This is a genomic window from Priestia sp. JNUCC 25 (assembly GCF_053667915.1).
The window spans coordinates 1295231-1310438 of record NZ_CM132211.1 but is presented as its reverse complement, the minus strand read 5'-3'; the positions used below and the strand labels follow the sequence as shown (position 1 = coordinate 1310438).

The window sequence follows — 15208 nt, the reverse complement described above, 5'->3', positions numbered from 1 at the left end:
TTCCGAAATTTTCTCTGCCTATGCATATCTCTATAACCGACTGTCCTTCTCCTCTAAAAAAACATAAAAAACCGGCAACCACTTTTGCAGGTTGCCGGTTTAACTTCAACTTATTTATTCTCTACAAAACGTCTCTTTCGTATAAAAAAGAATATGAAATATCAAGGAATATATAGTGCATATTATCAATCGGATACGAAAAAGTTCGGATATTCTCACCTGTTTCAATATCATTATACAAATCTGATAATATGCCTTTTTTTTCATAGCTCATTCGAATAATATTCTCAAGAAAATATGGGCGCCAGCTCCAATTTTTCTTTACATATTCAGGTTCAAGAATCCAATCCTCGTTTTTCTTTACATAGTTAGAAGACTTTTGAAATCCATTTTCATCGCAGATGTAAAGGCGAAAACACACGTTGGATAGTTCTTCTGCAATAACAGGCAGCATATCGTCATACGTTTCTAGCTTTCTGCACTTTGTCATTACCTGCTGCATTTTATCTTGAAAGCGTTCTGTCAGCTGGTAAACAGCAAGCAGCTTTTTCTTTTCGTGAGCGATATACATTTCAAAACGTTCCTTTAGTTTATCCTTTAAGATGTTCGGATCGACAAGTTCAGCAGCCGGCTTATGTAAATAATAACCTTGAAAATATCTGCCTCCGTTTCTCCATGCATATTGCAGCTGATAGGAGGCTTCTATATCTTCGTATAGAAGCGTAGCACCCATTTTTCTTGCTAACAGAGATAAAGAATACAATACGTCTTGATACGACTGCGCCATGTCCGTTTGTCTCAGAATATGTAAATCTACTTTTAAGATATCTGGTGAAAGCAACCCAATCCTGTCTAGATTACTACTTTCTTTTCCTATATTATCAATTGCAATCTTAATACCATATGTTTGATAATACTTTAGTAAGTGTTGAAGTGATTCCAAATCTCCACTAAAATTGTGTTCTGTAATTTCGAGAACAATTCGATCAAGAGATAATCCTTTATTTTCGAAAAGTTGCAATAATTCTAGCAAGGATTCTCCATGATCGTTCATTAATAAATTAGGGTTCTGATTAATAAAAATTAAAAATTGTTCTTCCTGGGTCAACATATGCTCGAGCGCTTGTGTTAAAACAGCATAATCAACTTCTATGCGATATTCATCCGGAATCGCATCATCATGAAAGAATGGGCCGAGACTTTCAATTTCCCCTTCATTTTGAAACCTGGCCAACACTTCATAGCCAATTACTCTATGTCCATCTGCACTAAAAATTGCTTGATAATACGGAAGAGTTTTCTCTATGTTTGTTAATACATCTAACGGGTCCACTCAACTCTCCCCTCTCCTTGTTCACTTTACGTTAGTATAATACGAATAGCATAATTTTGCTAGTCCTTCTCAGTTTGCTTTGTACTTTTTAGTGCGTACCCACCTTTAAAAAGGATGCTGATTTAGCCACTGTCCCCCGTCCATTGTAATGCATTCCCCATTGATATAAGACGCTTCATCGGAGAATAAGAAACTGGCTAATCCTGCTATTTCCTCAGGAGTTCCAAGGCGTCCTAATGGTACAGAATCTAATGTACGCGCTTTCATTTTTTCTGACTCAAATAATTTATCAGCTCCTCCTGTTCGCTCGATCGGTCCTGGCGCAATCGCATTCACCCGTATACCATATTTCTTCCCCCACTCTACTGCAAGCGTGCGCGTCATGGTTAAAACTCCTGACTTGGCACAAGCTGAATGAATAACGCCTGCTCCTGCGTTCCAGGCGTATGTAGCCACAATGTTTGTAATGACCCCTTTTGTACCTTTATCGATCCAATATTTCCCTACTGCGGAACTGCAATAAAATGTACCATTTAATACGATATTAATTACGCTGTTCCATCCGTTAATGGATAAGTCTTCAGCTGCACATATAAAATTGCCTGCAGCATTATTAACTAAAAAATCAATTTGTCCAAATGCCTTGTCTGTTTCTTGAACCATACGTTCCACATCTTCTGGATTGCGTACATCCATTACCACTGAAAGTACCTGTCCATCAAACTTTTTAATTTCATTTTCTGTCTCTTGTAATCGATCGGCTGATCTACCTGTGATTACCACATGAGCACCTTGTTCTGCAAATCGCTTCGCCATATGTTTTCCCATTCCACTTGAACCGCCAGTAACAATTACGACCTTGTTCTTCAATTTATCTTCCTCCCCAAAATATAAGTGTTTTACAACTATCATTTTACTATTTTTTCTGAATAAAGTGAAACTTTTATCTATTTAACTTAAAAGCAGACTTCTCGTTGTGATGATAAAAAAAACAATGCTATAATGAAAACTTGAAAACTATAAGGAATAGGTTGATTTTGCATGAAAAAGACGTATACAAGACGATCTTTTTTGAAAGGACTAGCGTCTATTTCGTTAGGGTCTTTGCTCACCACGTCTTTTGGGTATACATATGCCAAATATATTGAGCCTAGACGTCTGCAAATTGTTCGTCATACAATTACTTCTAAAAACATTCCGAAAAGCTTTAACGGAATAAAAATTTTACAATTTAGTGATATTCACCTTGGACTCTCTTACGATTTATTACAACTAGAACAGCTTATGGTGACCATAAATAATTTGAAGCCTAATATTATATTATTTACCGGAGATTTAATGGATGTACCTAATGAATACCCGCATCCAGAAAGAATCCCCCCAATTTTACAGAGGCTTCAGGCTCCTCTTGGAAAATACGCAATATATGGAAACCATGATCATGGAGGGTATGGAACAAATATCTACAAACAAGCCATTGAAGACGCAGGATTTAGACTTCTAGTAAATGAAGTTGATACGGTTTCCATGCCTGATAAAAGCTACATTCATATTTGTGGACTCGATGATATTATGCTTGGGAATCCACAATATGAGGGAACGCTAGGGCAATTACAGCCGAATATCTTTTCTATTGCTATGATTCATGAACCTGATGTTGCTGTCAAAGCAGCTCCTTTTCCAGTAGATCTTCAGCTCTCCGGCCATAGTCATGGAGGCCAAATTCAAATTCCTTTTTACGGTCCTTTGATTACACCGCCCTTTGGGACGGTTTACCCTGAAGGAATGTACGAAGTTGGAGATTCTAAAATGAAGCTTTATGTGAACAGAGGCTTAGGAACCACTCGCATTCCTTTTCGTTTTTTAGCTACACCTGAAATTACGCTTTTCACCTTGCAAAAAACATAAAAACGCCCTTACGGGGCGTTTTTATGTTTTTTGTCTTTTTTTAGCTGATCATGACCGCCTAATTCTAGTCTTAAAGAAATAAACCAGGCTCAAAAGCTTCCGTTCAGCCATACACTACAAAGACAACTGACAAGGAGGTTAAATTATGTACTATCAATATCCCTATACAGGATATCGTAATATTCCAAATGGTGACGAGCGCTTTTTTGGATTTCCTTTTGTTGCTGGCTTAGCTGGTGGGCTGCTTGGCGGACTAGCTGTTGGCGGTTTTGGAGGCAGACCTGGGTGCTGTCCACCACCTTATCCTTATCCAGTTCCGTTTTACGGCGGTGGATTTCCTGGAGGAGGCTATCCTGGTGCCGGCTATGGAGGCGTTGGATTTTCTGGAGGAGGCTACCCTGGTGCCGGTTATGGAGGCGGTGCCCCTGTTTATAACACATACTACGGACCTGGATACGGTCCTGGTGGTCCCATTCCTAGATAATAACATGACTAAAAAGCCGAGCACTCGGCTTTTTTTATGTTATTCTTGGTCGTCGCAAAGAGCATATTGACAAAAGATCTCTTGACTGTTAATAGAGAGCTCATGTTCTTTTTTTATAACGTAATGATAATTCCCTTCTTGATCTTGTTCTCGTGCTTTTACATTATCAGCAAGCATAACTTCAAGCCACTTCCACACTTTTTTTTTCAAATGTGTATCCAAGATAGGAAATAAAATTTCTACTCGTTTCACCATATTTCTTGTCATCATATCTGCAGATGACAAGAAAAACTTTTCCTGTTTATTATGATGAAAATAATAGATTCGGCTATGCTCTAAAAATCGTCCGACAATGCTTCTTACCCTTATATTCTCGCTAACGCCTTGAATTTGAGGGCGCAAGCAGCACGTTCCTCTAACAATGAGTTCGATTGTCACACCAGCTATAGAAGCTTCATATAGCTTCATAATTAAAATTTTATCCGTCAATGAGTTCATTTTCCCAATGATTCTTCCATTGCCATACCGTCTGTGATAATGGATTTCCTTATCAATGAGATGCAAAAAATCATTTCTTATATCAAATGGTGCAACGGATAAATGATGATATACTGGTTTTTGCGTATAGCCACTTAAGTAATTAAAAAAATTGGCCGCATCTATCCCGATGTTTCGATTGACAGTAAAAAGACTTATATCCGTATAGATCTTTGCCGTCGCATCGTTGTAATTCCCAGTACCAAGATGAACAAACCGTTTAATATGCTCTCCTTCTCTTCTCACCACGAGCGTAATTTTACCATGCGTTTTTAAATGAGTCATTCCATATATCACGTGGCACCCTGCCCGCTCTAGCTCTTTAGCCCATTGCACATTATTCTCTTCATCAAACCTCGCTTTTAGTTCAACTAGTACCGTCACTTGTTTACCTTTTGCAGCTGCTCGTTTTAATGCTTTAATAACGGGAGAATCTCCGCTTACCCTGTATAACGTTTGCTTAATAGCGAGCACATTTTCATCGTCTGCTGCACCGTTAACAAAATCAAGTACCGGCTTAAACGATTCATAAGGATGGTGAAGCAAAATATCTCTTTGAATCATTTGGTCGAAAACATTTTGATCCGGATGTAACTCTGTTGTAAGCTTAGGAATAAAGGCTTTGTCAGCCAACTCTTCATGCGTAGATTTAAGTAATCTATAAAACGAAAATAAACTGGTTAAATCCAGCTGTCCTTCGATCTCATACACATCTTCATCGTCAATTTCAAGTACTGACTTTAAATACGCTAGTACACCCTGATCATATGGACTCTTAATCTCAAGCCGAACAGCCGCTCCCCATTTTCGCTTCTGTAACTCTTCTTCAATTTCTTTTAGTAAATCTTGAGCGTCTTCTTCGTGAATAGTCATATCTGCGTTGCGGGTAATTCGAAATTGAGAAACGGATGAAACGCGGTATCCCTTAAACAACTTTTTAATAAAATAGGCAATTACATCCTCTAGCAATACAAATAGACGGGTAGAATCTGACGTGGCTATTTCAATGTAGCGCGTTAGCACCGAAGGTACTTGAACGATAGCTAGTCTTTCTTTTATCTCGGCAATTTGCTGCTCATCATTTAAATTTTCTGAAAGGACGACTACTAAGTTCAAGCTTTTATTCATCAACATAGGAAACGGCCGGTAGGTATCAATAGCCATAGGAGTTAATACGGGAAAGATTTGCTCGTCAAAATACTGTTTAAGCTTATCTAGATTTGATTTCTCCAGCTTTTCAACCGTAATGATTTCCACGCCGTATTTCTGTAATTCAGGAAGAAGTGTATGAATATACGTATCATACTGCTGCTTGACTAGATCGTGGTTTTGTTTGGAGATAGAAAATAGCTGCTGTTTAGGAGTTAAGCCTGCTTTGTTTTCAGGTTTGCTAAATCCAGCTTTCACTTGATCTTTTAATCCGGCTACCCGAATCATAAAAAACTCATCCAGATTTGAACTGAAAATCCCTAGAAATTTAAACCGCTCAAGCAAAAGGTTTTTCGTATCTACTGCTTCTTCCAGCACCCGCTTGTTAAAAGCCAGCCAGCTCAATTCACGATTATTGTAATAAGCTGAATCAGCCACTTGTATGGTTTGCTTATAAGTGCGATTACTTTCTAACACTGGCCTCACCTTCCAGGATAATGGATTTAATCTAGTTAGCTATACTGAATATTCTAACCGATCCAGCGTTATTCTAAAGCTTAGTAAATTCAAGAACAATATTTTTTTTCACTACTTTTTCTAGATGCTTTTTCTGTTTTTCAGCCTGATATTGTTCAGGACGAAAGGTTTTTGTACATAATAGTTTAATCGTAACTGTGTTTTCATTGCTTTTCATGTCAATATGTTGAACAACATTTCGCTTTGTTGCATGTAAACCGTCAGCTATTTTTAAAACCGCACCGAGCAGCTGGACTTTTTTTTGTTCTTCTTTTGTTAACCACTTTTTAAAAGGAGCAACATATTGCCTAAAAGAAGACTTCCCTTTATATGAAGAAACAAGTGCCAGCTTTAAACGTTCTCTATGTGAAATTCCATCGATTGTACGATTAGCAAGCACATAAAACGTATGCTGGCTGCTTGATTCCGCATCAATATACTTTCCTATATCATACACTTGCGCAGCTTTTATAAGAAGCGCTAAGTCATCCTCTTTTAAATCAACCGGTCCCTGCTCCCTAAGATGCTGAAACATCATAATAGCTGTGCGCGTAAGCTGTTTGACATAATCTTTATTTACTTCAAACTCTTCCATTATTTCTTGAAAACTTTGCTGTATGACATCGGGGTACATTGGCTGGATATTAGCATCAGAAGCCTCCTTAAATAACACCCCTTCTCTTAAGCCTTTGCGGCTTAAGATGAAACGAGTCGCGTTGACTGTTTCATATAATGATTGAAATACTTCAATCGCTGGCAAAATTGTATCCGCACGATCTTTTGACAAGCGGTCTAGCTTTTGAAGATTGTGATAAGACAATGAGCCTATAGCAGATTTCACATGCAATATATCAGCTAAATTCATTTCATATTGATGCAGCCCGGCGAGAGGATAGTGGATAAAACCTTGATGCACTTGCACCATACTTCTTGCACTTCCTCCAATTGCTACAATCGGAACTTGGCGATTTAAAAGCCATGGGACAGTATGGAAATGCCGGATCACGAAATCGCGGATTTTTACTTTTTCTTCTGCAGTGGGAATATTGCCTTTGACGAACTGCAGACGCAGAGATAAGGCACCGAACGAAAAGCTGTGGTACTGCACTAACTCTCGATTGCGAAAATACGTAACTTCCGTACTTCCCCCACCAATGTCAATTGTAATGGCTTCTTCGATCGAAGTGGAATGAATAACGGCAACAAAGCCGTAATACGCTTCTTCATATTCAGACAATAGTTGAATAGAAAAGCCCGTTTCTTTTTTTACAAGCGCTAGAACTTCTTTTGCATTAGCCGCTTGACGGATGGTAGCTGTGGCCACACAGGTAACGTGCGGCAGCTGCTGATGCTTGGTAATAACTCCAAACGTTTCAAGCGTATCAAGCAAGGTACATATTCCTTTAGCCGTTAACACTCCTTCTTTACTTAAATAATTTCGAAGCCGTGCAGCTACTTTCACGTTTTCAATTTGCTTAAACCCTCTGCCTTTTTTGTATTCATAAATAACAAGGCGTATCGTATTTGAACCTATATCAATCAGTCCATGTTTATAAGTCAATGTAATTTCAACACCTTTTTCAAAATAACTTTATGCTCACAAAAGTCACTTTTACTTTTTTCAATCGTATACTGTTACAACATAGTCATATATCAAAGGAGCGAAGTTAATGAGATATATAGTAAAGCGCGGTGAAACCTGGCAAAGCGTTTCAGGTGACTACCGGATTCCGGTTGAAGACCTGTGGATGGCTAATCCTTTTGTAAGCCATAGTACGCTGAAGCCTGGGCAAGTAATCATCATTCCACACCTCCCTGATAAAGAGCTCATTCCTTACACGATCCACGTGTTTATTGCTGAAAAGCAGCTTGAATTACGAAGAAATAATATCATACAAAAAGTCTATCCCATTGCAGCAGGAAAAATGCTGAGCGCAACCCCTACTGGAGACTTTATTATCGTTAACCGGGAGCCAAACCCCGGGGGGCCTTTTGGCACAATGTGGCTAAGCTTGTCTAAAAAGTCATATGGCATTCACGGAACAAATGATCCAAGTTCTATTGGAAAAGCCGTATCCAAAGGATGCATTCGCATGTATAATGCCCAAGTAAATGAGCTAGCTAAAATTGTGCCAAATGGGACTGGTGTTTATATTCGACCTTCTCGACGAATGGCTCAATAGTTCGGGATTTACTAGTCAATAATTGTTTAACTGTGGGAGCAGCATTTTTTTTAAAATAGAAAGTATGGCTTGCTGTTCCACTTTACTTGTATAAGGAAGCGTAACAAAACAAACCCTATACATAGGAAATTTCATTAATTACCAAAATACTTCTTCGTGTAATTATTTTCAAATGGGACAAGACACGCTATAATGAACGTATCAGCTTTCACCTTATAGGTTGAACAGCTGATATGATAGAAAGGGAGTGAACGTATGTCTCAAGCAAATGGACAAGGCTCTTTGACCCCGTCTGTATCTGAGATTGCACAAGCTATTTTCACTGTAAATCGTCACGCAAAAGCTGCTCCTGATCCTAAGCAGTTATATACGTTAAAGAAAATTGCATTAGATCAACTAATTTTAGAAGGAAAAGCCAAAAAAGAAGGACTTCACTTTTCGCCAAACCCTGGTAAAAGTCAACAAAAATCAGATGTACTTGTATCAGTTGGAGACTACTTTTTCCATATGCCTCCAAAGAAAGAAGACTTCAAAGAGTTATCACACCTCGGCCATTTAAACCATCAGTATCGAAATCCCAAAACGACTATGTCATTATCTTATGCGAAGCGCTTATTATCTAAATATACGGGTCATCTCGTACAGCCGGCTAAAAGCCCTGTTTCGACTCCAAGAAAACGGCAAGCACCTGTGTTTAAACCGCTGGGTAAAAGTTATTTTTAAAAAAAGTGCCTGAAGTGGAGCGATCTGCTTTCAGGCACTTTTTTGTGATTCTACAAAATATAAAGATCGATCAACTCAACAAGCTCTCCGATTTCTGGCTTACTTACTTGTCCTTCCGCTCCTACCATCTTTCCCTTGTGACGTAAATCTTCTGTGATAAGAGAAGAGAAGATAATGACTGGAAGTACAGAAAGCTGAGGATTTTCTTTTACTTTTTTAGTTAAATGATGCCCATCCATTTGCGGCATTTCTATATCTGTAATAAGCAGCTGGACTTGATCACTGATTTCCACTCCTTCATCGATCACCGAGCTTAGATAGTTCCATGCTTCCTCACCGTTCTCAAAAAATTCCGTGTTCTCATAACCTGCTTGTGCAAGAGTATCTTCAATCATTCGGCGCAGCAGCGGCGAGTCTTCAGCCACGACAATCTTTTTATTAGAGCGTTCCCTAGCCCCTAGCTTTTTTATTTTCGACTGATTAATACCCGCATCAGGGTTCACGTCAGAAATCAACTTTTCAAAGTCTAACAGCAGAATCATTTGACCGTTTAATTTCACCACTCCAGTAATCTGTGTTTCCAAACCTTGATACAAATCTGAAGGCTTCTCAATTTCTTTCCAAGAAATACGGTGAATTTGCGTCACTGCATGGGTATGAAAGACAATTTTTTGCTGATTGAACTCTGTAACAATTAACTTATCTTTTTCCGGCGTATTTGAAGGTTCCATTTTTAACGCTTTTGCTATGTCAACAACAGGAAGTACTTCCCCTCTTAGCTCTGTAATACCTTCTATGTAAGAATGCGCATTTGGAACAGGTGTAATAGATACGGGATTAATAATCTCTCTAACTTTTACTACATTGATGCCAAACCAAACATTTCCTATCTCAAATTCGACAATTTCCAGTTCGTTTGTGCCACTTTCCAACAAAATTCCTTTATCTCGATTCATATACTTACTCCTCTCATCTCACCTGCTTATCTAATAGTCCATATTTCCTATTATAGTGACCGCCTCTTATATCCGTAAAGAAAAATTTTCTTATTTTGGTATCCTTTTCTCCTAAAACATATACATAAAATATTGTTTTATGAATTGACAGAATATTATATACTATATAAAAACATGAGCGTTGATCCCTTTCGTCTCATCCTCTGCTCAGTTTTTTACTTGCTCTACTTTACTTCTCTATACTAGCTTATGAACTTGAGTCAAACGACTACTCCTATTAAAACGAGGTGTAATTTATGAACAGAGGATTACAAAAAGAAGAAACAAAAAAACGCATCCAAAAGGCCGCTATTTCTTTATTCCAACAGCAGGGATATCAAAAAACGACTGTGTCTCAAATTACCCATGAAGCGGGTGTAGCAAAGGGTACATTTTTTAATTACTTCAAAACAAAAGAAGAAGTTCTTCACTACCTTGGAATTAATTTCACAAACCGTATCTCCTATAAATTAGAACAGCTCCTTCAAACAGAAGAATCAACTGCTTCTATTGTTAAACAACTGTTTTTATTACTAGCGCAATCAAACGAAGAAGCGAACCCTCACCTAATCCGTTCTTGGTTTCATATTGCTATTACCAACAGTTCCTTTCAACAATCTGAAATTCTTCAAATTGAAAAAATGCGCGCTCATTTTACAAAAGTTTTTCAAACAGGACAAGACCGAGGTGAACTTATAGTCGATATTCCTGCCGAAGAAATGGCTTCCATTGCTATACTTAATTTTTTTGGCACACTTCTCTACTGGTGTACCAACCACCCCGACTCTACTACCCTTCAAGAAAGAATAGACAAGTCGGTTACTCTTCTATTTAGAGGGTTTCTTATTCATTCCTAAAAGCCTGTTCACAAATTTTTAACAAGAAATCGAAGATAGCTGTGGACTCTACAGCCAAAACGGTTTATACTACACAAAGTGAATGAATAATCTTAAAAGAAGGTGTTCGTAATATGAAAGGCTCCGTCATTCTTTTTAATGACGATAATGAAATGACCATTATTGAAAACGTAGAAGAAGCTGTATATCAAGATATTAAAGAACAAGAAGGCTCTGATCACTGCGTTGTAACATTGGACGATCATGAAGTTGATTTTGGCTACGTTTCCCCCGTTTATTGGCGTGAAGGCCAAATACACACTGACTAATATACAAGACCTGCATATATATGCAGGTCTTTTTATGCGCTTATTATTTTGAATCTAGAATTGAACGTGAAGCGAGGAACCTCTGATTTCCTAACACATACCTTAGCACATTCGCAGCTAAAAAACAGGGTTAACAACTATATAGAAAGGGTACATTTCAAGTAATAGAAGCTGCGTTTTATTTTTAAAAAGGAGGTTTATGTTATGAGTTCTTATCGAAAAAATATGAATCACTATCCTCACTCATCTCAGTACACACCTTACCAACACTATTACGCGAAAGAAGCTGATCGTATTTTAACGACTATGAGTACAAACTTTAATAAACAGCATTTGAAATCTCTTATCGACGATGCGTTAGATAACAGAGATGAAGAACAATTTTATGAACTAACAACAGCTTATAATAAGCTGTATAATACCTAACTTAAAACCACTATTTGCAAAATGCGCAAATAGTGGTTTTTTACCTATTTTCATTGTGATAAAATGAGTTGAAAATACGCGGAAGGATTTGAAACTATGGAGCACTTAATCAATAAACGTGTCAAAGAAATTGAATTATCAGGAATACGTACATTTTATAATATGGTCTCACAATATCAAGATGTTTTATCCCTCACAATTGGACAACCTGACTTCTTAACACCACAGCATGTAAAAGAAGCGGCAAAATCTGCAATTGATGATAACCAAACTTCTTATACCCACAATGCTGGAACGATAGAACTGCGCGAGGCAGCAGCTCAATTTGTCAAAGAAAAATATGACTTGCACTATAACCCAGCTGATGAAGTGATTGTGACCATTGGAGCTAGTCAAGCAATTGATATTGCTCTTCGCACCATTTTAGAAGAAGACTCCGAAGTTATTTTACCTGGACCTGTTTACCCAGGATACGAACCGCTTATCCGGTTAAACGGCGCTAAACCTGTACATATTGATACAACCGAAACAGGATTTCGACTAACAGCGGATTTAATCCAACAACATTTGACGTCTAAAACAAGATGCGTCATCTTACCTTATCCGTCTAATCCTACAGGCGTGACGTTGTCACAGCAAGAATTAGAAGAAATTGCTGCTCTTTTAAGCGATAAAAATATTTTTGTACTATCTGATGAAATATACAGCGAGCTCGTTTTTGATAAAAAACATCAGTCCATTGCCTCCATTTCATCTATGAGAGAGAAAACAATTGTTATTAACGGAGTATCAAAGTCTCATTCCATGACAGGCTGGCGAATTGGCCTTTTATTTGCTCCTTCTTATTTAGCCAAACATATTTTAAAAGTTCATCAATACAACGTGAGCTGTGCTTCTTCTGTCTCTCAAGCAGCTGCACTCGAGGCACTGACAGCAGGCAAAAATGATGCGGTAGATATGAAAAAAGAATACGAACAAAGACTGAATTATGTTTATGACCGGCTAGTAAACATGGGATTTGACGTAGAAAAGCCGACGGGTGCTTTTTATATCTTCCCTTCTATTCAGAACTTCCACAGTAATTCATTTGATTTTGCCCTGGAGTTAGTAAAAGAAGCGGGTGTTGCACTAGTACCCGGCAGCGCTTTTTCTTCCCACGGTGAAGGATATGTACGCCTGTCGTATGCGTATTCCATGAACACGCTGCATGCAGCCTGTGATCGAATTGAAGCTTATCTTACCTCTCGTCAATCACGTTAAGCCGATGGTAAGAAGTGTATGCATTTTTTTGTGAGTGATAGCACATAAGAGCGGGTATACTAGAAGCATATAAATTGACTTCAATAGTGTATCATTATAAAATGTGCATCGATTCACTAAAGAAATACATACTTTTAACGGAGGTTTTTATTATGACAAAAGATTTTTTTGATGTGGTAAATGAACGTACATCGATTCGAGAATATGACTCTTCAGCTAAATTAAGCAAAGAAGAATTAACGGAACTTTTAGAAGCAACAGTGAAGTCACCATCAGCTTGGAACTTACAGCACTGGCATTTCGTTGTTATTACAGACCAAGATGCGAAAGAACGTCTACTTCCAATTGCTTACAACCAAAAACAAATTACAGAAGCAGGCGCTGTAGTAGCTGTCTTAGGTGATTTAGAAGCCAATAAAAATGTAGATGAGGTGTACAATCCACTAGTCGAAGCAGGTCACATGACAGAAGACGTAAAAAATATTTTGTCAGGACAAATTAACGGCGCTTATAAAAACGGTGCTTTTGCCCGGGATGCAGCGTTTACGAATGCTTCTCTTGCATCTATGACATTCATGCTTGCAGCAAAAGCAAAAGGATTAGACACTTGCTCAATGGGCGGATTTAACGCTCAAAAATTTGTAGAAGAATTTAAAATTGAGGATCGATACATTCCGGTTATGCTTATCTCAGTGGGAAAAGCGGCTAAAGAAGCTCACGCTAGCGATCGTTTACCATTAGATCAAGTTACAACTTGGATTTAACAAAAAACCCTGCAACTGCAGGGTTTTTCTATGTAACTAAATGGATTTCACCATGCCTCCGTCGATTAGAAATGACTGGCCTGTCATATATGAATTCGCTCCCGAAACAAAGAAAGCAACGGCTTTAGCAAACTCTTCAGGCTGACCGTAGCGTTTAAGAGGAATTTGGTTTCTCATCTCTTCTTCAATTTCTGAAACGTCTACTCCCAGTTTTTCAGCACGAATGGTATCTAGCTCTTTCACTCGGTCTGTTGCAATTCTTCCTGGCGCAACCGTGTTAATTAAGATACCGTCCTCTGCTAGTTCTGAAGCAAGTGTTTTGGTAAGTCCCACGATTCCTGTACGGAAGGTATTTGACAGAATAAGTCCAGCAATTGGCTCTTTAATGGAAGAAGAAGCAATATTGACGATACGTCCTCCGCTCTTTTTCATAACGGGCACTACCTCACGAATAATACGAATATAGCTGAGGAGATTTAACTCAAATGCATGCTTCCAATCATCATCTGTTAACGAAAGGAAGTTCCCAGCTTTAGGACCTCCTGTATTATTAATTAAAATATCAATGGTTCCAAACGTATCTACTGTATATTGAATAACATCTTGAATGTCTTGAGTTTTCGTGACATCTGCCGTTTTATGTAACACTTGTCCGCTTCCAAGATATGAAATCTCTTCCGCTACTTGGATTAGTTTCTCTTCTGAACGACTTGCAATCATAACGTTTGCGCCTTCTTCTGCGAGCCTGGCAGCAATCGCTTTGCCGAGCCCTTGGCTGGCCGCAAATACAAGCGCTGTTTTTCCTTTTAATTCAACATCCATTTCTTTCACCTCGTCTAATAGTTTGAATCTTTTTAACTTTATCACGTTCTCGTCAAATTCTTCAATAAATATGAAATAATTTCTTTTTTCCATATGGTATACTTAATTATCTGAAAATTATTTCTTAAAGGAGGCAAAAAAGCAGTGTATAAAAAGCAATGCTTTGTCTTTCATCAAAATAAGCCTGTAACATGTACGGTACGATCATATACATCAAATGACTTCGATGAGCTGATTCGGATTCAAGAAGAAAGTTTCCCCCCTCCTTTCCCTTCTGAATTATTATGGAGCAAAGCTCAGTTAAATAACCATGTTTCCCTATTTCCGGATGGAGCGCTATGCGTGGAGATAGACGGGACAATATGCGGATCTATCACAAGCGCGATTGTTTCAGTGGAAGGAAATGAGGCTCACACATGGGATGAAGTAACAGGAAGCGGATATATTCATACGCACGACCCTTCTGGTAATACGCTTTATGTAGTGGACGTATGCGTCATTCCTTCGCATCGATCGATTGGGCTTGGGAAGCTGCTTTTGCAGTCTTTATATGAAGTCGTGATTCATTACAATTTAGAAAGGCTGCTCGGCGGGTGCCGCATCCCTGGATACGCATCAGTGTCTTCCTTGTACACGCCCGTTGAATACATGAACCTTGTATCAGCCGGAACTCTCTACGACCCGGTTATGACCTTTTTAATGCGCTGTGGCAGAACGCCTATTGGTCTCGCAGCAAACTATATTGAAGATGAAGATTCACACAACTACGCCGTACTAATGGAATGGAAAAATCCATTTTATACGGCTATTCAAAAAGAGGCTGGAGCAAAGGTATTTTAGCCCAAGTGAAAAACGAACCGTTAATCAACAGGTTTGATTAACGGCTCGTTTTTTTGTGATTGTGAATATAGTTTTATCTGTTTCGTTCCTTCTAGCAGTTGAT

Annotated in this window: 16 protein-coding genes; 10 read left to right on the top strand and 6 right to left on the bottom strand. The window is 38.4% G+C overall.

What is annotated here, in order from left to right:
• Window positions 1–121 precede the first annotated feature (121 nt).
• A complete protein-coding gene (locus JNUCC25_RS06670) occupies window positions 122–1333 on the bottom strand; it encodes an EAL domain-containing protein (protein ID WP_013056032.1) in 1212 nt (403 codons plus the stop codon).
• A gap of 105 nt (window positions 1334–1438) precedes the next feature.
• Window positions 1439–2203, bottom strand: a complete 765-nt coding sequence (fadH, locus tag JNUCC25_RS06665) for a 2,4-dienoyl-CoA reductase (RefSeq protein WP_029325110.1) — start codon at window positions 2201–2203, stop codon at window positions 1439–1441.
• Between the two features lie 171 nt (window positions 2204–2374).
• Here fadH and JNUCC25_RS06660 point away from each other — a divergent pair, with 171 nt between their 5' ends.
• A complete protein-coding gene (locus tag JNUCC25_RS06660; protein WP_013056030.1) occupies window positions 2375–3241 on the top strand; it encodes a metallophosphoesterase in 867 nt (288 codons plus the stop codon).
• Between the two features lie 145 nt (window positions 3242–3386).
• Window positions 3387–3725: a hypothetical protein gene (locus JNUCC25_RS06655; RefSeq protein WP_029325109.1), complete on the top strand. Its 339-nt coding sequence runs from the start codon at window positions 3387–3389 to the stop codon at window positions 3723–3725.
• A gap of 39 nt (window positions 3726–3764) precedes the next feature.
• Here JNUCC25_RS06655 and JNUCC25_RS06650 read toward each other — a convergent pair whose 3' ends face one another.
• Both JNUCC25_RS06650 and JNUCC25_RS06645 read right to left on the bottom strand, forming a co-directional pair.
• Entirely contained in the window at window positions 3765–5888 is a 2124-nt protein-coding gene (locus JNUCC25_RS06650) for an RNA degradosome polyphosphate kinase (RefSeq protein ID WP_064471474.1), read from the bottom strand.
• 73 nt (window positions 5889–5961) lie between these two features.
• Window positions 5962–7488 carry a Ppx/GppA family phosphatase gene (locus JNUCC25_RS06645; RefSeq protein WP_029325107.1) on the bottom strand — a complete coding sequence of 509 codons (1527 nt, stop codon included), beginning with the start codon at window positions 7486–7488 and terminating at the stop codon, window positions 5962–5964.
• Between the two features lie 109 nt (window positions 7489–7597).
• Here JNUCC25_RS06645 and JNUCC25_RS06640 point away from each other — a divergent pair, with 109 nt between their 5' ends.
• Together JNUCC25_RS06640 and JNUCC25_RS06635 are read left to right on the top strand one after the other, a co-directional pair.
• Entirely contained in the window at window positions 7598–8110 is a 513-nt protein-coding gene (locus tag JNUCC25_RS06640) for a L,D-transpeptidase family protein (protein WP_029325106.1), read from the top strand.
• A 255-nt stretch (window positions 8111–8365) separates the two neighbouring features.
• On the top strand, window positions 8366–8833 hold the full coding sequence (locus tag JNUCC25_RS06635) for a YkyB family protein (protein ID WP_013056025.1): 468 nt from the start codon (window positions 8366–8368) through the stop codon (window positions 8831–8833).
• Window positions 8834–8883: 50 nt separating this feature from the next.
• Here the strand turns inward: JNUCC25_RS06635 and JNUCC25_RS06630 are convergent, their stop codons facing one another.
• Entirely contained in the window at window positions 8884–9789 is a 906-nt protein-coding gene (locus JNUCC25_RS06630; protein WP_013056024.1) for a chemotaxis protein, read from the bottom strand.
• A gap of 296 nt (window positions 9790–10085) precedes the next feature.
• Between JNUCC25_RS06630 and JNUCC25_RS06625 the strand changes: the two genes are divergently transcribed.
• The 5 genes from JNUCC25_RS06625 (at window position 10086) to JNUCC25_RS06605 (ending at window position 13443) form a co-directional block, all read left to right on the top strand.
• The gene (locus JNUCC25_RS06625) at window positions 10086–10685 is read left to right on the top strand and encodes a TetR/AcrR family transcriptional regulator (RefSeq protein ID WP_029325105.1); all 600 of its coding nucleotides are present in this window, start codon (window positions 10086–10088) and stop codon (window positions 10683–10685) included.
• A 113-nt stretch (window positions 10686–10798) separates the two neighbouring features.
• A complete protein-coding gene (locus tag JNUCC25_RS06620; protein WP_013056022.1) occupies window positions 10799–10993 on the top strand; it encodes a hypothetical protein in 195 nt (64 codons plus the stop codon).
• 204 nt (window positions 10994–11197) lie between these two features.
• Window positions 11198–11419, top strand: coding sequence for an IDEAL domain-containing protein (locus JNUCC25_RS06615; protein ID WP_013056021.1), 222 nt, complete (start codon window positions 11198–11200; stop codon window positions 11417–11419).
• A 96-nt stretch (window positions 11420–11515) separates the two neighbouring features.
• Entirely contained in the window at window positions 11516–12679 is a 1164-nt protein-coding gene (locus JNUCC25_RS06610; RefSeq protein WP_029325104.1) for an aminotransferase A, read from the top strand.
• A gap of 152 nt (window positions 12680–12831) precedes the next feature.
• Window positions 12832–13443, top strand: coding sequence for a nitroreductase family protein (locus JNUCC25_RS06605; RefSeq protein ID WP_013056019.1), 612 nt, complete (start codon window positions 12832–12834; stop codon window positions 13441–13443).
• Window positions 13444–13479: 36 nt separating this feature from the next.
• Here JNUCC25_RS06605 and JNUCC25_RS06600 read toward each other — a convergent pair whose 3' ends face one another.
• The gene (locus JNUCC25_RS06600) at window positions 13480–14265 is read right to left on the bottom strand and encodes an SDR family oxidoreductase (RefSeq protein ID WP_029325103.1); all 786 of its coding nucleotides are present in this window, start codon (window positions 14263–14265) and stop codon (window positions 13480–13482) included.
• Window positions 14266–14409: 144 nt separating this feature from the next.
• Between JNUCC25_RS06600 and JNUCC25_RS06595 the strand changes: the two genes are divergently transcribed.
• Window positions 14410–15105 carry a GNAT family N-acetyltransferase gene (locus tag JNUCC25_RS06595; protein ID WP_029325102.1) on the top strand — a complete coding sequence of 232 codons (696 nt, stop codon included), beginning with the start codon at window positions 14410–14412 and terminating at the stop codon, window positions 15103–15105.
• Window positions 15106–15208 lie beyond the last annotated feature (103 nt).